Origin of the sequence: Streptomyces sp. NBC_00572, assembly GCF_026341815.1 — a bacterium.
GTDB lineage: Bacteria > Actinomycetota > Actinomycetes > Streptomycetales > Streptomycetaceae > Streptomyces.
This window is the reverse complement of record NZ_JAPENX010000001.1, coordinates 792571-814830: the sequence shown is the minus strand read 5'-3', so window position 1 is coordinate 814830 and position 22260 is coordinate 792571. Positions and strand designations below refer to the sequence as shown.

At 72.5% G+C, this 22260-nt stretch carries 17 protein-coding genes; 10 read left to right on the top strand and 7 right to left on the bottom strand.

Annotated features, from left to right (window positions below):
* Positions 1–84 precede the first annotated feature (84 nt).
* From OG514_RS03760 to lgt, 7 genes are all read left to right on the top strand, one after another.
* Positions 85–654: a DUF2752 domain-containing protein gene (locus OG514_RS03760; protein WP_266890797.1), complete on the top strand. Its 570-nt coding sequence runs from the start codon at positions 85–87 to the stop codon at positions 652–654.
* A gap of 154 nt (positions 655–808) precedes the next feature.
* Positions 809–1618, top strand: coding sequence for an indole-3-glycerol phosphate synthase TrpC (gene trpC, locus OG514_RS03755; protein WP_030314603.1), 810 nt, complete (start codon positions 809–811; stop codon positions 1616–1618).
* A 7-nt stretch (positions 1619–1625) separates the two neighbouring features.
* Positions 1626–1907: a tryptophan biosynthesis modulator TrpM gene (gene trpM / locus OG514_RS03750; RefSeq protein WP_266890793.1), complete on the top strand. Its 282-nt coding sequence runs from the start codon at positions 1626–1628 to the stop codon at positions 1905–1907.
* 319 nt (positions 1908–2226) lie between these two features.
* Entirely contained in the window at positions 2227–3465 is a 1239-nt protein-coding gene (trpB, locus tag OG514_RS03745) for a tryptophan synthase subunit beta (protein WP_266890791.1), read from the top strand.
* Positions 3462–4289, top strand: a complete 828-nt coding sequence (trpA, locus tag OG514_RS03740; RefSeq protein ID WP_266890789.1) for a tryptophan synthase subunit alpha — start codon at positions 3462–3464, stop codon at positions 4287–4289. Before trpB ends, trpA begins: the two co-directional genes overlap by 4 nt.
* A 63-nt stretch (positions 4290–4352) precedes the next feature.
* Positions 4353–5204, top strand: a complete 852-nt coding sequence (locus OG514_RS03735) for a thioredoxin domain-containing protein (protein WP_266890787.1) — start codon at positions 4353–4355, stop codon at positions 5202–5204.
* An 87-nt stretch (positions 5205–5291) separates the two neighbouring features.
* Complete coding sequence (gene lgt / locus OG514_RS03730) at positions 5292–6284, top strand: prolipoprotein diacylglyceryl transferase (protein ID WP_266890785.1); 993 nt, start codon at positions 5292–5294, stop codon at positions 6282–6284.
* Positions 6285–6360: 76 nt separating this feature from the next.
* Here the strand turns inward: lgt and OG514_RS03725 are convergent, their stop codons facing one another.
* The 7 genes from OG514_RS03725 to OG514_RS03695 are packed head-to-tail and all read right to left on the bottom strand — an operon-like array spanning position 6361 to position 14543.
* The gene (locus OG514_RS03725; protein ID WP_266900739.1) at positions 6361–7206 is read right to left on the bottom strand and encodes a CoA ester lyase; all 846 of its coding nucleotides are present in this window, start codon (positions 7204–7206) and stop codon (positions 6361–6363) included.
* A gap of 5 nt (positions 7207–7211) precedes the next feature.
* Entirely contained in the window at positions 7212–8453 is a 1242-nt protein-coding gene (locus OG514_RS03720) for a CaiB/BaiF CoA-transferase family protein (protein WP_266890782.1), read from the bottom strand.
* Complete coding sequence (rbsK, locus tag OG514_RS03715) at positions 8450–9376, bottom strand: ribokinase (protein ID WP_266890780.1); 927 nt, start codon at positions 9374–9376, stop codon at positions 8450–8452. Before rbsK ends, OG514_RS03720 begins: the two co-directional genes overlap by 4 nt.
* A complete protein-coding gene (locus tag OG514_RS03710; RefSeq protein WP_266890778.1) occupies positions 9373–10947 on the bottom strand; it encodes an ADP-ribosylglycohydrolase family protein in 1575 nt (524 codons plus the stop codon). The genes rbsK and OG514_RS03710 overlap by 4 nt, the downstream gene beginning before the upstream one ends.
* On the bottom strand, positions 10944–12122 hold the full coding sequence (locus OG514_RS03705) for an ADP-ribosylglycohydrolase family protein (protein ID WP_266890776.1): 1179 nt from the start codon (positions 12120–12122) through the stop codon (positions 10944–10946). The genes OG514_RS03710 and OG514_RS03705 overlap by 4 nt, the downstream gene beginning before the upstream one ends.
* Complete coding sequence (locus OG514_RS03700; RefSeq protein WP_266890774.1) at positions 12079–13548, bottom strand: ADP-ribosylglycohydrolase family protein; 1470 nt, start codon at positions 13546–13548, stop codon at positions 12079–12081. The genes OG514_RS03705 and OG514_RS03700 overlap by 44 nt, the downstream gene beginning before the upstream one ends.
* On the bottom strand, positions 13548–14543 hold the full coding sequence (locus tag OG514_RS03695; protein ID WP_266890772.1) for an ADP-ribosylglycohydrolase family protein: 996 nt from the start codon (positions 14541–14543) through the stop codon (positions 13548–13550). The genes OG514_RS03700 and OG514_RS03695 overlap by 1 nt, the downstream gene beginning before the upstream one ends.
* 253 nt (positions 14544–14796) lie before the next feature.
* Between OG514_RS03695 and OG514_RS03690 the strand changes: the two genes are divergently transcribed.
* The 3 genes from OG514_RS03690 (at position 14797) to OG514_RS03680 (ending at position 22144) form a co-directional block, all read left to right on the top strand.
* Positions 14797–15525, top strand: coding sequence for a VIT1/CCC1 transporter family protein (locus tag OG514_RS03690; RefSeq protein ID WP_266890770.1), 729 nt, complete (start codon positions 14797–14799; stop codon positions 15523–15525).
* A gap of 600 nt (positions 15526–16125) precedes the next feature.
* On the top strand, positions 16126–20691 hold the full coding sequence (gltB, locus tag OG514_RS03685) for a glutamate synthase large subunit (RefSeq protein WP_266890768.1): 4566 nt from the start codon (positions 16126–16128) through the stop codon (positions 20689–20691).
* Complete coding sequence (locus tag OG514_RS03680) at positions 20684–22144, top strand: glutamate synthase subunit beta (RefSeq protein WP_266890766.1); 1461 nt, start codon at positions 20684–20686, stop codon at positions 22142–22144. Before gltB ends, OG514_RS03680 begins: the two co-directional genes overlap by 8 nt.
* Positions 22145–22260 lie beyond the last annotated feature (116 nt).

Genomic DNA, 22260 nt, shown 5'->3' with positions numbered 1-22260 from the left:
GACCCGCAGCCCACGGCCGGAGCCGTGACCGACGCATCCAGCACCCGACCGGGTGAACCTGTGCCCGTGCCACCAGGTGAACCCGTGCCCGTGCCACCGGCCGAACCGGTCCCGGGGGACACCGCCGCCCGACCGGCCACTCCGCCATGGGACGGCGGTCCCGTACCGCCGCCGCACGCGCACGCGTGGCCCGCCGGTCCCGTACCGCCGCCGCACGCGCCCGCGTGGCCCGGCGGTCCCGTACCCCCGCCGACCAGGTCGCTCGCGCGGCGGCTGTTCCCACCGGTCGCCACGCTCGCCGGGGTGGCCGCCGCCTTCGCGTACGTCGGGACCGTCGACCCCAACGAACCCGGGCACTACCCCGTCTGCCCGCTGCTCCGCTTCACCGGCGTCTTCTGCCCCGGATGCGGCGGACTCCGCAGCGCCCACGCCTTCGTCCACGGCGACCTCCCGGCCGCCCTCGGAGCCAACGCCCTCGCCGTCATCGGCTACGGACTCTTCGGCGTCCTCATGGCCCTTTGGCTGATTCGTGCCATCCGCGGGGTGCCCATGCGCCTCGCGGTCTCCCCGGTCTGGTGGTGGGGGATCGGGGCCGTCCTCGCCCTCTTCACCCTGGTCCGGAACCTTCCCTTCGGCTCCGCGCTGGCCCCCTGAGGGCCGGTACGGCGCCTCGGGGACCCCTACGGGAGTCCCAGCAGATGGGACGCACCTCCGGCCGATGCGAGCTCGGGGCCGTCCTGCGGATAGGATCGATGTGGCTGAACCTGGTTCATCATCACCATCACCGTCCCGGAAGGGGGCCCCTCGCGTGAGTGTGCTCGACGAGATCATCGAAGGCGTACGCGCCGACCTCGCAGAGCGGCAGGCGCGGGTCACCCTCGACGAGCTCAAGGAGCGCGCCGCCAAGGCGCCGCAGGCCAAGGACGGCGTCGCCGCACTGCGCGGCGACGGCGTCAAGGTGATCTGCGAGGTCAAGCGCTCCAGCCCGTCCAAGGGCGCGCTCGCCGCGATCGCCGACCCGGCCGGACTCGCCGCGGACTACGAGGCGGGCGGCGCGGCCGTCATCTCCGTCCTCACCGAGCAGCGCCGCTTCGGCGGCTCGCTCGCGGATCTGGAGGCCGTCCGTGCCAAGGTCGACATCCCGGTCCTGCGCAAGGACTTCATCGTCACCGCGTACCAGCTCTGGGAAGCGCGCGCGTACGGAGCGGATCTCGCGCTCCTCATCGTCGCCGCCCTGGAGCAGGAGGCCCTGGTCTCCCTCATCGAGCGCGCCGAGTCCATCGGGCTCACCCCGCTCGTCGAGGTCCACGACGAGGACGAGGTCGAGCGCGCCGTCGACGCGGGCGCCCGGATCATCGGCGTCAACGCGCGGAACCTGAAGACCCTCAAGGTCGACCGCTCCACCTTCGAGCGCGTCGCCCCCGAGATCCCCGCGCACATCGTCAAGATCGCCGAGTCCGGCGTCCGAGGCCCGCACGACCTCATCGCCTACGCCAACGCCGGCGCCGACGCGGTCCTGGTCGGCGAGTCGCTCGTGACCGGCCGCGACCCGAAGGCCGCCGTCGCCGACCTGGTCGCCGCCGGCGCCCACCCGGCGCTCCGGCACGGCAGGAGCTGACCGCGCCATGACCCGCCGCCGCGCCATGCCGACCCCTCCGGGCACCGCCCGGGGGACCGTCGGCGTGCGCGGAGGCAGGCTGCGGATCGCAGCCGCGTCCGTACCCGCGCCGCACGCCCCGCTGGCCCGGGGCTGCCGTCCGCGTGGCTGCCGCGCGCCCGCCCGCCGTGTCCACGGCCGCCGGGTCCGGTACGTCATCGGGGACGAGCCGGGCCAGGTCAACGGCATGCGATGGCGCCCGCGCCTCGCGCGCACCATCACGAACCGACACAGCACCGCCGACCACTGAGGCCTGTGCCTCCGGCGCCCTTCGCGGGCGTCGAGCCGTGGCCCTCGCCGCTGCCCGGCACCGTGTGGGCACCGCACCGCTGCCACACCGCTGCCCCGTGTGGGCAAGGGGCGCCGTTCCGTTGTGCCCACCCGTTCCGCCCCCGGGGGGAGGAACAGATGCCCACGACGTGGGCCGCGGGCGCGGGCGCAGCCCACGGCGGGCGGCACATCGCGGGGTAGCCCGCTTGGCGTTGGTGGAGGTGAGCGGTCGTGCGCATACCGTGACCATCGACCGCACGTAAAGAGCACGGGGCACCCGCCCCGCGAGGAGCATCCGCATGTCCAGCGAGTTCTTCATTCCAGACCCGGAGGGTCAGGTCCCCACCGCCGAGGGCTACTTCGGTGCCTACGGCGGCAAGTTCATCCCCGAGGCCCTCGTCGCCGCCGTCGACGAGGTCGCCGTCGAGTACGACAAGGCCAAGTCCGACCCGGAGTTCGCCCGCGAGCTCAACGACCTGATGGTCAACTACACGGGCCGCCCGAGCGCCCTCACGGAGGTGCCCCGGTTCGCCGAGCACGCCGGTGGCGCCCGGATCTTCCTCAAGCGCGAGGACCTGAACCACACCGGCTCGCACAAGATCAACAACGTGCTCGGTCAGGCCCTGCTCACCAAGCGCATGGGCAAGACCCGCGTCATCGCCGAGACCGGCGCCGGTCAGCACGGCGTGGCCACCGCCACCGCCTGCGCCCTGTTCGGCCTCGACTGCACCATCTACATGGGCGAGGTCGACACCCAGCGCCAGGCCCTCAACGTGGCCCGGATGCGGATGCTCGGCGCCGAGGTCATCGCGGTGAAGTCCGGCAGCCGGACCCTCAAGGACGCCATCAACGAGGCGTTCCGCGACTGGGTCGCCAACGTGGACCGCACGCACTACCTGTTCGGCACCGTGGCGGGACCGCACCCCTTCCCCGCCATGGTCCGCGACTTCCACCGGGTCATCGGCGTCGAGGCCCGCCGCCAGATCCTGGAGCGCGCCGGACGCCTCCCCGACGCGGCGATCGCCTGCGTCGGCGGCGGCTCCAACGCCATCGGCCTCTTCCACGCCTTCGTCCCCGACGCGGGCGTCCGACTGATCGGCTGCGAGCCGGCCGGTCACGGCGTCGAGACCGGCGAGCACGCGGCCACCCTCACCGCCGGCGAGCCCGGCATCCTGCACGGTTCGCGGTCGTACGTCCTCCAGGACGAGGAGGGCCAGATCACCGAGCCGTACTCGATCTCGGCGGGCCTCGACTACCCGGGCATCGGCCCGGAGCACGCGTACCTCAAGGACAGCGGGCGCGGCGAGTACCGCGCCGTCACCGACGACGCCGCCATGCAGGCGCTGCGGCTGCTCTCCCGTACCGAGGGCATCATCCCCGCCATCGAGTCGGCGCACGCCCTCGCCGGGGCCCTGGAGGTCGGCAAGGAGCTCGGCAAGGACGCCCTGCTCCTCGTGAACCTCTCCGGGCGCGGCGACAAGGACATGGACACGGCCGCCCGCTACTTCGGCCTGTACGACGGGGAGGGCTCCAAGTGACGACCGGCACCGGCAACATCCAGCTGCTCAGCGACACCCTCGCCAAGGCGAAGGCGGAGAACCGGGCCGCGCTCATCGCGTACCTCCCGGCCGGCTTCCCGACCGTCGACGGCGGCATCGCGGCGATCAAGGCCGTCTTCGACGGTGGCGCGGACGTGGTCGAGGTCGGCCTCCCGCACAGCGACCCGGTCCTCGACGGGCCGGTCATCCAGACCGCCGACGACATCGCCCTGCGCGGCGGCGTCAAGATCGCCGACGTCATGCGCACGGTCCGCGAGGCCCACGAGGCCACCGGGAAGCCGGTCCTCGTCATGACGTACTGGAACCCGATCGACCGCTACGGCGTCGAGCGCTTCACCGAGGAGCTCGCCGCGGCCGGCGGCGCGGGCTGCATCCTGCCCGACCTGCCGGTCCAGGAGTCCGCGGTCTGGCGCGAGAACGCCGACAAGCACGGTCTCGCCACCGTCTTCGTCGTCGCGCCCAGCAGCAAGGACGCGCGCCTGGCCACCATCACGGCGGCCGGCTCCGGCTTCGTCTACGCCGCCTCGCTCATGGGTGTCACCGGCACCCGCGAGTCGGTCGGCCAGGAGGCCGCCGACCTCGTCCGGCGCACCCGCGCCACCTCCGAGCTCCCGGTGTGCGTCGGCCTCGGCGTCTCCAACGCCACCCAGGCCAAGGAGGTCGCCGCCTTCGCGGACGGCGTCATCGTCGGCTCCGCCTTCGTGAAGCGGATCCTCGACGCCGACGGCGACGAGACCGCGGGACTCGCCGCCGTAAAGGAACTGGCGGCCGAACTCGCCGAGGGCGTGAGGCGCGTTTCGTAACCCATTTGGGTGGATCTGCGACCGGGGAGGCACGCACGTGCCTCCCCGGTTCGTTTCCGAGGCGTGAGCGAGAAGAACAGCGGTGATGGCAAGGGGAGCGCGCGGGAGCGCCTCAAGGAGCAGCGTGAGCGAGAGAAGGCCCGCGAGAAGCAGCGGCGCGTCCTGATCGTGTCGGCGGCGGTGGTCGGCGTCCTCGGCCTCGCCGCGGTCGTCGGCGTGATCGCCGCGGGCGGCGACAAGGACACCGGGTCCGACAAGGCCGGCCCGGTCGTCGCGCCGACCGGAGCGACCGAGGAGGACGGCAAGCCCGCCATTCCCACCGGGAAGACGGACGCCCCGTCGACGCTGGCGATCTGGGAGGACTTCCGCTGCCCGGCGTGCGCCCAGTTCGAGAACGCGTTCCGGGACACCATCCACGAGCTGGAGGCCTCGGGCGCGCTCAGGGCCGAGTACCACCTCGCCACCCTCATCGACGGGAACATGGGCGGCAGCGGCTCCCTGCGCGCGGCGAACGCGGCCGCGTGCGCCCAGGACGCGGGGAAGTTCACCGCGTACCACGACACGCTCTACGTCAACCAGCCGCCGGAGACGGACGACGCCTTCGGCGACAACGACAAGCTGATCGAGCTGGCGGCGAAGGTGCCGGGGCTCGACACGCCCGCCTTCCGCAGCTGCGTCAACGACGGGACGCACGACAGCTGGGTGGTCAAGTCGAACGAGGCCTTCCAGAACGGCGGCTTCCGCGGCACGCCGTCCGTCCTGCTCAACGGAGAATCGATCTTCCCGACGAAGGGGAGCGAGCAGATCTCCCCGGAGAACCTGAAGAAGTGGGTCGCCGAGGCCAACAAGGGCAAGAAGCCCGGCACGGCCGCGCCGGTCACTCCGGCCGCTCCGACCTCTCCCCCGGCGGGCTGAGCCACCGCTTCCGGTTGGGTTAGTTACCCATACGTTGCCGGGTGGGCTGCCGTCCCGCCCGCCCGGCAGGGTAGCGTCGGTCCTGCCATGGACCTTGCCTACATTCCCAGCCCGTCGACCGGCGTGATCAACCTCGGACCGATCCCGCTGCGCGGCTATGCCTTCTGCATCATCATCGGTGTCTTCGTCGCCGTCTGGTACGGCAACAAGCGGTGGATCGCCCGGGGCGGCACTGCCGGCACCGTGGCCGACATCGCCGTCTGGGCGGTGCCCTTCGGCCTCGTCGGCGGACGCCTCTACCACGTGATCACCGACTACCAGCTGTACTTCAGCGAGGGTGAGAACTGGGTCGACGCCTTCAAGATCTGGGAGGGCGGCCTCGGTATCTGGGGCGCCATCGCGCTCGGCGCGGTGGGTGCCTGGATCGGCTGCCGCCGGCGGGGCATCCCGCTCCCGGCGTACGCCGACGCCATCGCTCCCGGCATCGCGTTCGCCCAGGCCATCGGCCGCTGGGGCAACTGGTTCAACCAGGAGCTGTACGGCAAGCCGACCGATCTGCCCTGGGCCCTGAAGATCACCGAGAGCGCGAACCGCGAGGCCGGGTACTACCACCCGACCTTCCTGTACGAGTCGCTCTGGTGCGTCGGCGTCGCCGTCCTCGTCATCTGGGCCGACCGCCGCTTCAAGCTCGGCCACGGGCGCGCCTTCGCGCTGTACGTCGCCGCCTACTGCGCGGGTCGCGTCTGGACCGAGTACCTGCGTGTCGACGAGGCCCACCACATCCTCGGCCTGCGCCTGAACGTGTGGACCGCGATCATCGTCTTCGTGCTCGCGGTGCTCTACATCGCGATCTCGGCGCGGATCCGTCCGGGCCGTGAGGAGATCGTGGAGCCGAAGGCCGCGGAGAAGGACGGCGCGGACGGCGCGGAGAAGTCCGGTGACGCCGCCGAGACGGACGCGCCGACGGACGGTGAGCTCAAGGACGCCGCTCCGGACGTCGACGCTCCGGACACCGACACTTCCGACGGGGACCTGGAGGACAAGGCCGGCAACGGCGCCGGGTCTGCCGCCAAGAGCTGATCCCCCTCCAGCCGGTCGAAGGGCCGTCGGGACCGAGAGGTCCCGGCGGCCCTTTCGCATGCCCGGGCAGGGGGAGTCACGCCGTCCGGGCCGCGAGCGCGAGGACCCGGTGGGCGCCCGCCACCACCGCCGCGTCCACGAAGCGCCCGTCCGGGAGGGCGAGGGCACCCCGCTCGGGGCCGGCGGCCGCGACGACCTCCCGTGCCGCGTCGACCTCCTCCGGGGTGGGGAGATAGGCGCGCTCGATGACCGGGAGCTGGCGGGGGTGGATGGCCGCCCGGCCGAAGAAGCCCATGGCCCGGCCCCGGGCGCAGCCCGCGGCCAGCGCCTCCATGTCGCCGATGTCGGGATGGACCGACTGGGCCGGGGGCGGGAGGGCGGCCGCGCGGGCCGCGACCACCACCCGGCCGCGCGACCAGTCCAGGCCGCAGTCCTCCCGTACGCCCAGGTCCGCACGGAGATCGGCCTCGCCGAGCGCGATGCCGCGGACGGCGGGGTGGGCCGTGGCGATGGCGTACGCGTGCTCCACGGCGAGGGCGTTCTCCAGGAGCGGGTAGAGCGGGAGGCCCGGGGCGAGCTCGGCGAGCCGGTGGATGTCAGTGGCGTGTGTCACCTTGGGAACACGAAGACCGTGGAGGCCGGGGAGGAGGGCCAGGGTGGGGATGTCGCGCGGGGTGTGGACGCGGACGTGGACCGGGACGGGGTGCGGATCCGCGAGCAGATCGGCCGTGGCGTCGAGGGCGTACGCCTTGCGGTGCGGGGCGACCGCGTCCTCCAGATCGACGATGACGACATCGGCGCCGGAGGTCAGAGCCTTGCGGACCACCTCGGGGCGGTCGCCGGGGGCGTACAGCCAGGTGACCGCGGTCGCGGTGGGTGAGCGGCGCGCCGTGCCGTTCGCGCGGGCCGGGGTCTCGCTCATGTTGCTCATACCGCTCCCTGCTCGCGGAGGGCGCCGATCTCGGCGGGGCTGAGGCCGAGCTCGGAGAGGACGGCGGTGGTGTCGGCGCCGTGGGGGCGGCCGGGCCAGCGGATGCCTCCGGGGGTCTCGGAGAGGCGGAAGAGGACGTTCTGCATCTTGATCGGGCCGAGTTCGGGGTCCTGCACCTCGGTGACGGTGCCGAGCGCCCGGTACTGGGGGTCGGCGACGACGTCCCGGATGTCGTAGACCGGAGCGATCGCCGCCTCCGCCTTCTCGAAGGCGTCCATGGCCTCGTCCCGGGTGTGACGGGCGATCCACGAACCGACCACCTCGTCCAGGACGTCCGCGTTCTCGGCCCGACCCGTGCCGTCGGCGAACCAGGGCTCGTCGATCAGATCGGGACGGCCGACCAGGACCATGACGCGTTCGGCGATGGACTGGGCGGAGGTGGAGACGGCGACCCAGGAGCCGTCGGAGGTGCGGTACGTGTTGCGCGGGGCGTTGTTGCGGGAGCGGTTGCCCGTGCGGGGCTGGACATAGCCGAGTTGGTCGTACCAGAGGGGGTGGGGCCCGATGACCGAGAGCATCGGTTCGATGATCGCCATGTCGACGACCTGGCCGCGCCCGGTCGTCGTCCTCGCGGTGAGCGCGGTCATCACGGCGTACGCCGTGGCCAGGGCGGCGATCGAGTCGGCCAGGCCGAAGGGGGGCAGGGTGGGCGGGCCCTCGGGCTCGCCGGTGATGGCGGCGAAGCCGCTCATCGCCTCGGCGAGGGTGCCGAAGCCGGGGCGGTGGGCGTACGGGCCGAACTGGCCGAAGCCGGTGACCCGGGTGAGGACCAGACGCGGGTTGACGGTGGAGAGCTCCTCCCAGCCCAGGCCCCAGCGTTCCAGGGTGCCGGGGCGGAAGTTCTCCACGATCACGTCGGCGTCGGCGGCGAGCGCGAGGAGGGTGTCCCGGCCGCCGGGTGAGGAGAGATCGAGGGTGATCGCCCGCTTGTTGCGGCCCAGGACCTTCCACCAGAGACCGATGCCGTCCTTGGCGGGGCCGTGACCACGGGACGGGTCGGGCTTGCGGGGGTGCTCGACCTTGACGACGTCGGCGCCGAAGTCGCCGAGCATCATGGCGGCGAGCGGGCCGGCGAAGAGGGTCGCCAGATCCAGGACGCGCAGGCCGTGCAGGGGGGCACGAGGTGTGGGCGCGGCTGCGGGGGAGGGCGCCGCGGAGGTGGGCGGGGTGGTGGTCATACGCGGTCGGTCTCCCTCTCGGCCTCGTCGAGGGAGCCGAAGGCGGCCTCGATCTCGGTGCGGAACGGCATCGACGTCGACGCGCCCTCGCGCTGGACGGAGAGCGCGGCGGCGGTCCCCGCCCAGGCGAGGGCCTCGGGTGCGGGGCGGCCCTCGCCGAGGGCGACCGCGAGCGCGCCGACGAAGGTGTCCCCGGCCCCGGTGGTGTCCACGGCCCGGACGCGGGGCGCGGGCACCGTCACCGGATCGGCGCCCCGTACCGCGTACAGGCTGCCCGCCGCCCCCAGGGTGATGACGACCTCGGGGACGTCACGGAGCAGGGCCAGGGCGGCCTCGCGGGGGTCGATCAGGCCGGTGAGCGCGGTGGCCTCGTGCTCGTTGGGGACCAGCAGGTCGACGGAGGCGAGGAGTTCGGGAGGGAGCGGCTGGGCGGGAGCGGGGGTGAGGACGGTACGGACGCCGAGGCGGCGGGCGGTCGCGGCGCCCTCCACGACGACGGAGAGGGGGAGTTCGAGCTGGAGGAGCAGGGTGTCGGCGGTGCCGATGAGGGCCTCGTCGCCGTGGTCGAGGGAGGTGACGGTGCCGTTCGCGCCGGGGACGACGACGATCGCGTTGCCGCCCTCGTCGTCGACGACGATGTGCGCGGTGCCGGAGGCGCCCTCGGCGGTGCGCAGGAGGTCGGTGTCCACCGAGCAGTGTTCGAGGGTGGCCCGGAGCCGGGTGCCGAAGTCGTCGGCGCCGACCGCGCCGATCATCGACACCTCGCCGCCGGCGCGGGCGGCGGCGACGGCCTGGTTGGCGCCCTTGCCGCCGGGGATCGTACGGAAGGAGCGGCCGGTGACGGTTTCGCCGAGGGCGGGGGCCTTCGGTACATAGGCGACGAGGTCCATGTTGGTGCTGCCGAGTACGACGATGCTGGTCATGGGCGTACTGCCTCCAGGTGGGTCAGTTCGGCCAGGGTGTCGAATCCGATGCCGTCGAAGGACGGGACCGAGGTCGCGAGACGGTTCTTGAGGGGGGAGGTCCAGCGCTCGGGCAGTCGGTCGGGGTGCCCGGCGAGCAGCCCGGCGACCGAACCGGCGGTGGCGCCGTTGGAATCGGTGTCCCAGCCGCCGGAGACCGCCGCGCAGACGGAGCGGGTGAAATCGCCGTCGGCGTGGGTGAGGGCGGCGGCGAGCAGGGCGGCGTTGGGGACGGCATGCACCCAGTGGTACCCGCCGAGTTCGGCGTGCAGGCGGTCGACGACGGTGTCGAAGTCGGGGGTGTCGTGGGCGAGTCCGATCCCCCGGCGGACCGCCTGCGCGAGGCGGGAGCGCGGCGGGATCACGGCGAGTCCCTCGGCGAGCGCCTGATGGACGTCGGCGGTGCCGGTCGCGGCGGTGGCGAGGGTGGCGGCGACGAACATGGCGCCGTAGACGCCGTTCGCGGTGTGGGTGAGGGCGGCGTCCCGGTATGCCTGCTCGGCGGCGGCGTGCGGGTCGCCCGGGTGCGTCCAGCCGTGGACGTCGGCCCGGATCTGGGCGCCGATCCACTCGCGGAACGGGTTGCGGTGGACGGCCGTCAGCGGGGGTTCGATCCCGTCGAGGAGATTGCGGTAGGCGACGCGCTCGGCCGTGAAGCTGCGGCCGGCGGGTAGCTCGTCGAGCCAGAGGCGGGCGACGTCGGCGGTGGTGAAGTCGCGGCCGTACCGCTGGAGGAGGAGCAGATTGAGGAGGGGGTAGTTGAGGTCGTCGTCCTCGGGCATCCCGTCGATGTTCTCGGCGAGGGAGGTCGGGGCGGAGCGACGGTTCCAGGGGTGCGCGGCGAGCAGCTCGGGCGGGACGCCGCGGGCGGTGAACCAGGTGGAGAGGGGCCAGTTGCCGGCGGCGCGGGCGAGGGCGCGGATGGCCGTGAGGGGGAGCTTCTCGACGGGCTTGCCGAGGAGGCAGCCGGCGGCGCGGCCCAGCCAGGCGGCGTGCAGGCGGTCGCGGAGGGCGGTGTCTTCCCCCACCCCGCCCCTTCCCGAAACCCTGACGGGACCGGGGGCGCCGCCCCCGAACCCCCGGGATCGCGGCGCTTCGCGCGCGAGGAACGGCCCGTCGGGGGCGCTGCCCACGGACCCACGGTGCCGTGGCTTTTCGTCGCCGGACGCGGGGGACCCCGGTGATTCGTGCCCGGCGCCGGGGGACCCCGGTGTTTCGTGCCCGGTCCCGTCAGGGTTTGGGGGAGGGGTGGTGCGGGGGGTCGTCAGGGATCTGATCTCCGGTAGGGAGGTGGGTTCCCGGAGGAGCGAGGGGGCCGGGAGAGCCGACAGGGCGTCCAGGAGGGTCTCGGCCAGGGGGCGGAGGTCCGGGCGGGGGGTCGGGGATGCGCCGGCCTCGGGTGGGGCGGGGGCGCCGCCGGCCCGCTGCCAGCGGGCGGCGACCTCCCGCGCGTCGCGGCCGTCCTCCGCCGCCTGGCGGAGTTCGTGGCCCACCAGGTCCTCCGGCTGGACCCAGGTCAGGCGGAGGTTCATCGGGCGGCCGCGCTGGTCAGGGTGGCGAACGCCTGCTCGTGGGACCGGCGGCGTTCCCGGTCCTGGGTGAAGATCTCCTGGGCCACCGCCGTCAGCGCCCTCGCCGGGGCATGGAGGTCCAGGCGGCTCGCCTCCGCGACCTGCTTCGCCCAGTTCGAGGGCACCGCCGACTCGCCGTGCAGCGCGCCCGCGACCGCGCCCGCCATCGTCGCGATCGAGTCGCAGTCACGGCCGTAGTTGACCGCGCCCAGGACCGTACGGCGGAAGTCGCCCTCCCCGACGAGCAGCATGCCGAGGGCGATCGGGAGTTCCTCGATCGCATGGAGGCGGGACGGGCGACGGGCGCCCAGGCCCGGCGCGCGGTAGTCGGGGCCCACCGAGTCGAAGGGGGCCACCGCCTTGCGGAGCGGGGTCAGCGCCGACTCGAAGTCCTTGTACCGGGACGCCACTTCCGCCACGGCCTCGATCGCCGACCGCGTGCCGTCCTTCGCGAGCGCCAGGGCCGTATCGACCACCGACGACGGGGTGGCGCACGGCACGCACGCCGCCGACACCGCCGCCGCGAACACCCCCGCCGCCTCACGGCCGTACGAGGACTGGTGCGCGCCGGCGACGTCGAGGGCCTCGGCGTACGCGGCCTCCGGGCAGGCCGCGTTGACGAGCCCGACCGGGGCCATGTACATCGCGGCGCCGCAGTTGACGATGTTGCCGCTGCCGGCCTCGCGCGGGTCCACATGGCCGTAGTGGAGACGAGCCACCAGCCACTTCTCGGCCAGGAAGATCCGCTGGAGCGGGAGTGCCTCCGCCTCCAGTTCGGGGATCCAGACGGGGGAGCCCATCAGGTCGGGGACGAGGTGGTCCGCGACCGCGTACGCGTCGAGGTGGCCGCGGACCTTCTCGTACACCCTGATCAGGGCATGGGTCATCAAGGTGTCGTCGGTGACGTGCCCGTCGCCCTTGTGGTACGGGGCGATGGGGCGGGCGGTCCGCCACGCGTCGCCGTTCCAGGGGCCGACGATCCCGGTGACGCGGCCGCCGTGGCGTTCCACGATCTGCTCGGGGGTGTAGCCCTCGACGGGGCCGCCGAGCGCGTCGCCGACGGCGGCCCCGAGGAGACTTCCGGTGATCCGGTCATCCAGCGTGGGTGTCACTGTGGTTGTCGCTGTGGGGGTCATGTCGGAATTGTCCACCCGGGGTGGCCGGTTCCGTGGCTGCGAGCAGCCCGGCGAGTTCGACCAGATCCGTCCCCGCGAGCCGGGGCAGCGCGCAGCCCGCCAGCGTCCGGCACGCCTCGCGCCAGGTCGCCGGCACCGAACGGCCCCCGCCCAGCGCCCCGGTGAGCGCGCCCGCCAGCGCGGGAGCGGAGTCGGCGACCCGGGAGAGGCAGACGGCGGCCGGGACCGCGGCCGTCATCTCGCCCCGGGCGGCGGTGGCGAGGGCGAGCGCCACCGGGACGGTCTCGGCGGCGGCGATGCCGTAGCTGTAGACGTGGTCCACGATCTGGTGCTCCAGGAGTGGGACCAGCTCGAAGGCCGAACCGGCGCTCTGGGCGAGCTTCACCGCGTACCGGGCGTTGCGGCCGATCTCGGTGACGGGCGGGAGTTCGGCGAGGGCCGCTTCGACGGCCTCGTCGACGGTCGCCCCGCCGAGCGCCGCGGCGACGGCCGCCGCCATCGCGCGGGCGCCGTGGACTCCGTCGCCGTCCTGGGTGTACCGGGCGTCGAACTCGGCGAGTTCGGCGGCGGCGCGGGGGTCGCCGGGATGGACGACGGCCAGGACGACGGCCCGGACGCAGGCCGCGTCGTCGAAGAAGTGTGGGTTGTCGTGGCCGGTGGCGGGCGGGCGCAGACCGGTGGCGAGATTGCCGAGGCCCGCGCGGACGGAGATCCGGGCGCGGAGGGGGAGAACGGCGGACTCGACCTCCGGGGCGCGGTCCGCGGCGGCGGCGACCTGTCCGGCGAGGGCGTTCCAGGTGAGGTCGACGGCGGCGCGGAGCCTGCGCTCCGGGGGGAGGCCGGTGAAGACCGGGCCCGAGGCGGTGAGGATCGCCTCGGCGGTGAAGACCGCCCACTCGGCGTCGTCGGAGGGGCCGAGGCGGAGGGGCTCGGGGGGCTGGTTGAGGGCGATGGGGACGGGAAGGGTGGTCGTGGCGTTCTGCTCGGCGAAGGTGTCGAGCTCGCGGGTGAGGCGGCGGGTCCACTCGGGCATGCGGGCGGCGCGGTGCCTGGCGGCGGGCCATCCTGCGGCGTCGCCTGCGGCGAGGCCCAGGAGGAGGCCTTCGACCGCGTCGCGCGGTGGCCTGCGGGGGGCCTCGGGCTGCTGGGCCTCGTGGGTGCCGCCCCATGAACCCGTGCCGCGTACGGGGGCGGGGGGCTTTGGGGCGAACCCCAATGGGTCGGCGCCCGGCCCCGTGCCGACGTCCTGTGGGTCACCGAGCAACGAGCCGGGACCCGGCAACGGGCGCTGTGCACACGCTCCCTCAGACTCCGTCTGGGGGAGCCCCCACCGTCCAGCGGGACGATTGCCCACAGCGGAGGTGGCGGCGGCGGGGGCGCTGCCCACAGCAGGAGTAGTCGTCGTCGTTGTCGTGTCACCGCTCATCAGGATTCCCCCTCTGGGGTCAGCAGGTCTGCTACGTCCAGGACGTGGTAGCCGCGCATGGAGGGGAGGCAGCTGCCCGTGACCGGGGTGATGGCCGAGCCCCATTCCTCGGGGATCGACCGCAGTCCGCCGGCCGCGCCGGCCAGCGCGCCCGCCACTGCCGCCGTGGTGTCGGCGTCGCGGCCCATGTTGACGGCCGTCAGGACCGCCGTACGGAAGTCACCCCGGGCCGCCGCGAAGGCGCCGAACGCCAGGCCCACCGCCTCCGGGGCCAGGTCCGTCCAGGGGTAGCCGCCGATGACGACCGCCGAGCGGACCTGGCGTTCGCGGGTGAGCGGGTCCGGCTGGACGCGCTGGGCGGCGACGACCGCGCGGCGCAGCGAGCGGGCCGTCCACGAGTCCATCGGGACGGCCGAGAGGGCCGCCGCGATCACCGAGGTCACGCCCGCTCCCGTCATCGCCGCCGCGACGCCGGCCGCGACCGCCTGCCCGCCGTAGATGCCCTCGCCGTCGTGGCTGACGCTGCCGTCGATCGCGACCAGTCGGGCCGCCTCCGCCGGGCGGCCCGCCGCGAACACCCCGAACGGCGCCGCCCGCATGGCGAGACCGTCGCTCCAGGCGTGCCGGTGCTGCGCGGAGATCGGCGCGGCGAGGCCCCGGCGGAGGTTCTCCAGGGTGCCGCGCTCCGAGAAGCCGGCGCCGCGGAACGGGCCTTCGTCGAGGTCGGCGATCCAGTGGTGCCAGGCCCGTTCGACGTGGTGGACGGTGAGCGCCGAGCCGTGCCGGGCGAGGAGCAGCGCCGAGAAGATGGCGTACTCGGTGTCGTCGGTGCCTGCCGGGCTGTCCGTCACGAAGCCTTCGATCCGGCCCCAGCGGCGGCGGATCTCGGAGGGCCGCATGTTCTCGGCGGGCGCGCCGAGCGCGTCGCCGACGGCGAGGCCGAGGAGCGCCCCTCTCGCCCGCTCGCGCACATCGCATGCCGTGGTGGTCACCATGTCCGTGGCCCCTTCCTCGGTGGGGGCGCATCGATGGCGCCCCGATGTCTGGATCTGTGCCACCACGGGCCGGGAACTCGCTGCAGAAACGTCTCTGTCACCCGCCTGACACCTCGCCAGAACCCGGTTCACGCAGCAAGGTGCGCCTTAGTAAGTACGGCCTGCCTTGCTAGCGCGCCCCTTACATCGCGCGTATTTTCGAGGTGTTGGGGGCGGCGGGTGCAACCCGGCCCGCCGGAACGAGGGGAGAGCCATGTCCATCATCGAAGCTCAGGCGCCACTGCACGAGGCCCACCGCGACAACCACACGCACCGTGATGTGAACGGCGGTTGGCTGCGTCCGGCGGTGTTCGGCGCGATGGACGGACTCGTGTCCAACCTCGCCCTGATGACCGGTGTCGCCGGTGGCGCGGTCTCCACGCAGACCGTCGTCATCACCGGCCTCGCCGGACTCGCGGCCGGTGCCTTCTCCATGGCGGCCGGCGAATACACCTCCGTCGCCTCGCAGCGCGAACTCGTCCAGGCCGAACTGGACGTCGAGCGCCGCCAGTTGCGCAAGCACCCGATCGACGAGATGGAGGAGCTCGCCGCGCTCTACGTCTCCCGTGGCGTCGAGCCCGCGCTCGCCCGCGAGGTCGCGATGCAGCTGTCGAAGGACCCCGAGCAGGCCCTGGAGATCCACGCCCGCGAGGAACTCGGCATCGACCCGGACGACCTGCCGTCCCCGATGGTCGCCGCGGTCTCGTCCTTCGGTTCCTTCGCGCTCGGCGCGCTCCTCCCGCTGCTCCCGTATCTGCTCGGGGCGACCGCGCTCTGGCCCGCCGTGCTGCTGGCGCTCGTCGGGCTCTTCGCCTGCGGCGCGCTCGTGGCCCGGGTGACCGCGCGCGGCTGGCTCTTCAGCGGTATGCGTCAGCTCGTCCTCGGCGGTGCCGCTGCGGCCGTCACGTACGGGCTCGGCATGCTCCTCGGGGCCGCGCTGTAGCCCGTTCCGTACGTGCGTGCGCGGGACCGGTGCGGACTCCGTGCCCCCCCCGTGGAAGCCGGTACGGATTCCGTGCCCCGCAGAGGCCGGTACGGATTCCGTGCCCCGCAGAAGACCGAGAGGCTCCCGAAAGGGGCCTCTCGGTCTTTTCGTGGCACCTTTTCGGGACGTAAGCCTCGTATCGGCTGTGACGTATATCCCTGGTCCGATCCGCCGCAGCGATGAGACACTATGCACGACGCCACATATGTAGCCGGTTACTCGGCGGTTTCGAACCCGTGACCAACGGGAATGAGGCATGAGCGTCGCTGGGCAATGAAGCCCACACAGTGACGGGTCGCCGAAGACCCGGAGATCCTCCGGATCACTTCGATCCGTCCCCGCGAGGCAGGCCTCTGACCTCGCAAACCACAGGTGAACCCACGCCACCGCTCCGTGTCGGTGGTGTCCGCATGTTGGAACGAGCTATCCACTTCGCGAGAAGCCAGCCATCATGTAACCTGCACGAAATTTCGCGGAGGGCCAACGTCGTCCCTCGGCAGTAGCTCCCCCAGACGTGTCTGGGAGGTGCCCCCAGCCACGACGACGACGGGAGAGCCGATGCGTTCCGACGCCTGGTCGCCCATGGACGGTCGCCCTGCTCAGCAGGGAATGTACGACCCCCGTAACGAACACGACGCCTGTGGTGTCGGGTTCGTGGCCACCCTCACCGGTGTAGCCAGCCACGCGCTGGTCGAGCAGGCGCTGACCGTACTGCGCAACCTCGAACACCGCGGCGCCACCGGCTCCGAGCCCGACTCCGGTGACGGCGCCGGCATCCTGTTCCAGGTCCCGGACACCTTCCTCCGCGAGGTCGCCGGATTCGACCTCCCCGAGGCGGGCGCGTACGCCGTCGGCATCGCCTTCCTCCCCGAGGACGGCACCGACGAGACCGCCGCGAAGATCGAGGCGATCGCCGCCGACGAGGGCCTGAACGTCCTCGGCTGGCGTGAGGTCCCCGTCGCCCCCGAGCTCCTCGGCGCCTCCGCCCGCTCCACCATGCCGGTCTTCCGTCAGCTCTTCGTCGCGGACGCGGCCGGCGAGGCCACCGGCATCGCGCTCGACCGCAAGGCCTTCGTGCTGCGCAAGCGCGCCGAGCGGGAGGCCGCGACCTACTTCCCGTCGCTCTCCGCCCGCACCATCGTCTACAAGGGCATGCTGACCACCGGCCAGCTGGAGCCCTTCTTCCCGGACCTGTCGGACCGCCGCTGCGCCACCGCCGTGGCCCTGGTCCACTCCCGGTTCTCCACCAACACCTTCCCGAGCTGGCCGCTGGCCCACCCGTACCGCTTCGTCGCCCACAACGGTGAGATCAACACCGTCAAGGGCAACCGGAACTGGATGACCGCCCGCGAGGCCCAGCTCGACTCCACCGTCTTCGGCGAGGGCTCGCTGGACCGGATCTTCCCGATCTGCACCCCGGACGCCTCCGACTCGGCCTCCTTCGACGAGGTCCTGGAGCTCCTCCACCTCGGCGGCCGCTCCCTGCCCCACGCGGTCCTGATGATGGTCCCGGAGGCGTGGGAGAACCACGAGACCATGGACCCGGCCCGCCGCGCCTTCTACCAGTACCACTCCACGATGATGGAGCCCTGGGACGGCCCGGCCTGCGTCACCTTCACCGACGGCGTCCAGGTCGGCGCGGTCCTCGACCGCAACGGTCTGCGCCCCGGCCGCTACTGGGTCACCGACGAGGGCCTCGTCGTCCTCTCCTCCGAGGTCGGCGTCCTCGACATCGACCCCGCCAAGGTCGTCCGCAAGGGCCGCCTCCAGCCCGGCAAGATGTTCCTCGTCGACACCGCCGAGCACCGCATCGTCGAGGACGACGAGATCAAGGCCGGCCTCGCCGCCGAGAACCCGTACGCGGAGTGGCTGGAGACCGGGGAGATCGAGCTCTCCGACCTCCCCGAGCGTGAGCACATCGTGCACACCCACGCCTCGGTCACCCGCCGCCAGCAGACCTTCGGCTACACCGAGGAAGAGCTCCGCGTCATCCTCGCCCCGATGGCCCGCACCGCCGGCGAGCCCCTCGGCTCCATGGGCACGGACTCGCCGATCGCGGCCCTGTCCGCCCGGCCGCGGCTGCTCTTCGACTACTTCACCCAGCTGTTCGCTCAGGTCACCAACCCGCCGCTGGACGCCATCCGCGAAGAGCTCGTGACCTCGCTGCGCTCCTCGCTCGGCCCTCAGGGCAACCTGCTTGAGCCGACCTCCGGGTCGTGCCGCAGCGTCACCCTGCCCTTCCCGGTGATCGACAACGACGAGCTGGCCAAGCTCATCCACATCAACGCCGACGGCGACATGCCCGGCATGAAGGCCGCGACCCTCTCCGGCCTCTACCGGGTCTCCGGCGGCGGCGAGGCCCTCTCCGCCCGCATCGAGGCCATCTGCGCCGAGGCCGACACCGCCATCGAGGGCGGCGCCCGCCTCATCGTGCTCTCCGACCGGCACTCCGACGCCGAGCACGCGCCGATCCCCTCGCTGCTGCTCACCGCTGCCGTCCACCACCACCTCATCCGCACCAAGCAGCGCACCAAGGTGGGTCTGCTCGTCGAGGCCGGTGACGTCCGCGAGGTCCACCACGTCGCCCTGCTCATCGGCTACGGCGCCGCGGCGGTCAACCCGTACCTCGCCATGGAGTCCGTCGAGGACCTGGTCCGCGCCGGCACCTTCATCGAGGGCCTGGAGCCCGAGCAGGCCATCCGGAACCTGATCTACGCGCTCGGCAAGGGCGTCCTCAAGGTCATGTCCAAGATGGGCATCTCCACCGTCGCCTCCTACCGCGGCGCCCAGGTCTTCGAGGCCGTCGGCCTCGACGAGACCTTCGTCGCCACGTACTTCAACGGCACGGCCACCAAGATCGGCGGCGCCGGTCTCGACGTCGTCGCCAAGGAGGTCGCCGCCCGCCACGCCAAGGCGTACCCCGTCTCCGGCGTCCCCTCGGCGCACCGCGCCCTGGACATCGGCGGCGAGTACCAGTGGCGCCGCGAGGGCGAGCCGCACCTGTTCGACCCGGAGACCGTCTTCCGCCTGCAGCACGCCACGCGCAACAAGCGGTACGACATCTTCAAGCAGTACACGGACCGGGTGAACGAGCAGTCCGAGCGCCTCATGACGCTCCGCGGCCTCTTCGGCTTCACCTCGGACCGCCCCGCGATCTCCATCGACGAGGTCGAGTCGGCCGCCGAGATCGTCAAGCGCTTCTCCACCGGCGCCATGTCGTACGGCTCCATCTCCCGCGAGGCGCACGAGACCCTCGCCATCGCCATGAACCAGCTGGGCGCCAAGTCCAACACCGGTGAGGGCGGCGAGGACCCGGACCGCCTCTACGACCCGGCCCGTCGCTCCGCCATCAAGCAGGTCGCCTCCGGCCGCTTCGGCGTCACCAGCGAATACCTGGTCAACGCCGACGACATCCAGATCAAGATGGCGCAGGGCGCCAAGCCCGGCGAGGGCGGCCAGCTGCCCGGCCACAAGGTCTACCCGTGGGTCGCCAAGACGCGTCACTCGACGCCCGGCGTCGGCCTCATCTCGCCGCCGCCGCACCACGACATCTACTCCATCGAGGACCTGGCTCAGCTGATCCACGACCTCAAGAACGCCAACCCGGTCGCCCGCATCCACGTGAAGCTGGTCTCCGAGGTCGGCGTCGGCACGGTCGCCGCCGGTGTCTCCAAGGCCCACGCGGACGTCGTCCTCATCTCCGGCCACGACGGCGGAACGGGCGCCTCGCCGCTCACCTCGCTCAAGCACGCGGGCGGACCCTGGGAGCTCGGCCTCGCCGAGACCCAGCAGACCCTGCTGCTCAACGGTCTGCGCGACCGGATCGTCGTCCAGACCGACGGCCAGCTCAAGACCGGCCGTGACGTGATCATCGCCGCGCTGCTCGGCGCCGAGGAGTTCGGTTTCGCGACCGCGCCGCTCGTCGTCTCCGGCTGCGTCATGATGCGCGTCTGCCACCTGGACACCTGCCCGGTCGGCATCGCCACCCAGAACCCGGCGCTGCGCGACCGGTTCTCCGGCAAGGCCGAGTACGTCGTCAACTTCTTCGAGTTCATCGCCGAAGAGGTCCGCGAGATCCTCGCCGAGCTGGGCTTCCGCACCCTCGAAGAGGCCGTCGGCCACGCCGAGCTGCTCGACACCAGCCGCGCCGTCACCCACTGGAAGGCGCAGGGTCTCGACCTGGAGCCGCTCTTCTACGTGCCGGAGCTGCCCGAGGGCGCGGTCCGCCACGCCCTGATCGAGCAGGACCACGGTCTGGAGAAGGCCCTCGACAACGAGCTGATCCAGCTCGCCGCCGAGGCCCTGAACGCCGCCTCCGCCGAGGAGGCCCAGCCGGTCCGCGCCCAGGTCGCCATCCGCAACATCAACCGCACGGTCGGCACCATGCTCGGCCACCAGGTGACGAAGAAGTTCGGCGGCGCCGGCCTCCCGGCCGACACCATCGACATCACCTTCACCGGCTCCGCGGGCCAGTCGTTCGGCGCCTTCCTGCCGAGCGGTGTCACCCTCCGCCTGGAGGGCGACGCCAACGACTACGTCGGCAAGGGCCTCTCCGGCGGCCGGGTGATCGTCCGCCCCGACCGGGGCGCCGACCACCTCGCCGAGTACTCGACCATCGCGGGCAACACCATCGGGTACGGCGCGACCGGCGGCGAACTGTTCCTCCGCGGCCGCACCGGCGAGCGCTTCTGCGTCCGCAACTCCGGCGCCCTGGTCGTCTCGGAAGGCGTGGGCGACCACGGCTGCGAGTACATGACCGGCGGCACGGCGGTCGTCCTCGGCGAAACCGGACGCAACTTCGCGGCCGGCATGTCGGGCGGTGTCGCCTACGTCGTCGACCTCGACCGGGACAACGTCAACTCCGGCAACCTGGGCGCGATCGAGACCCTGTCGGACTCCGACAAGGCGTGGCTGCACGACGTCGTGCGCCGCCACCACGAGGAGACCGGCTCCACGGTCGCCGAGAAGCTGCTTGCCGACTGGGCCGTGAACGCGGACCGGTTCAGCAAGATCATCCCCACCACGTACAAGGCAGTGCTCGCCGCCAAGGACGCCGCTGAGCTCGCCGGTCTCTCCGAGGCCGAGACCACCGAGAAGATGATGGAGGCGGCGACCAATGGCTGACCCCAAGGGCTTCCTGTCCACCGGTCGCGAGGTCGCCAAGACCCGCCCCGTGGGCGAGCGCGTCCGGGACTGGAACGAGGTCTACGTTCCCGGCTCCCTGCTGCCGATCATCAGCAAGCAGGCCGGCCGCTGCATGGACTGCGGCATCCCGTTCTGCCACAACGGCTGCCCGCTCGGGAACCTGATCCCCGAGTGGAACGACTACGCCTACCGCGAGGACTGGTCGGCGGCGCAGGAGCGCCTGCACGCCACCAACAACTTCCCGGAGTTCACCGGCCGCCTGTGCCCGGCACCGTGCGAGTCCGCGTGCGTGCTCGGCATCAACCAGCCGGCCGTCACCATCAAGAACGTCGAAGTCTCCATCATCGACAAGGCGTGGGACGCCAACGACGTCAAGCCGCAGGCGCCCGAGCGCCTCTCCGGCAAGACCGTCGCCGTCATCGGCTCCGGCCCGGCGGGTCTCGCCGCCGCCCAGCAGCTGACCCGGGCCGGCCACACCGTCGCCGTCTACGAGCGCGCGGACCGCATCGGAGGACTCCTCCGGTACGGCATCCCCGAGTTCAAGATGGAGAAGCGGCACATCAACCGCCGCATCGAGCAGATGCGCGCGGAGGGCACCAAGTTCCGCACCGGTGTCGAGATCGGCCGCGACATGCCGGCGACGGCGCTCCGCAACCGCTACGACGCGGTCGTCATCGCCGCCGGCGCCACCACCGCCCGCGACCTGCCCGTCCCGGGCCGTGAGCTGGCCGGCATCCACCAGGCGATGGAGTACCTGCCGCTGGCGAACAAGGTCGTCGAAGGTGACTTCGTCGCCCCGCCGATCACCGCCGAGGGCAAGCACGTCGTCGTCATCGGCGGCGGCGACACCGGCGCCGACTGCGTCGGTACGGCCCACCGCCAGGGCGCGGCCTCCGTCACCCAGCTGGAGATCATGCCCCGGCCGGGCGAGGAGCGGAACCCGGGCCAGCCCTGGCCGACCTTCCCCATGCTGTACAAGGTCACCTCCGCGCACGAGGAGGGCGGCGAGCGGGTCTATTCCGTCTCCACCACCCACTTCGAGGGCGACGAGGACGGCAACGTCCAGTTCCTCCACCTCATCGAGGTCGAGTTCGTCGAGGGCAAGCTGACCCAGAAGCCGGGCACGGAGCGCAAGATCCCCGCCCAGCTGGTCACGCTCGCGATGGGCTTCACCGGCACGGACGTGGAGAACGGCCTGGTCGCCCAGTTTGGTCTGGACCTCGACGAGCGGGGTAACATCGCCCGAGACGCGGACTTCGCCACCAACGTCGATGGCGTGTACGTCGCCGGCGACGCCGGCCGCGGTCAGTCCCTCATCGTCTGGGCCATCGCCGAGGGCCGCTCCGCCGCCCGCGGCGTGGACCGCTACCTGACCGGAGCCAGCTCCCTGCCGGCCCCGATCCGCCCGACGGACCGTTCCCTGATGGTCTGATCCGCCGGATCACCCCGAAGAACGTCCCGTACAACGACGTACGGAACTGAGCGCGGCGCCCCCCGAATGTCCCCGACCGGACGACTGGGCGGGCGCCGATGCGCGTCCGGATGCGG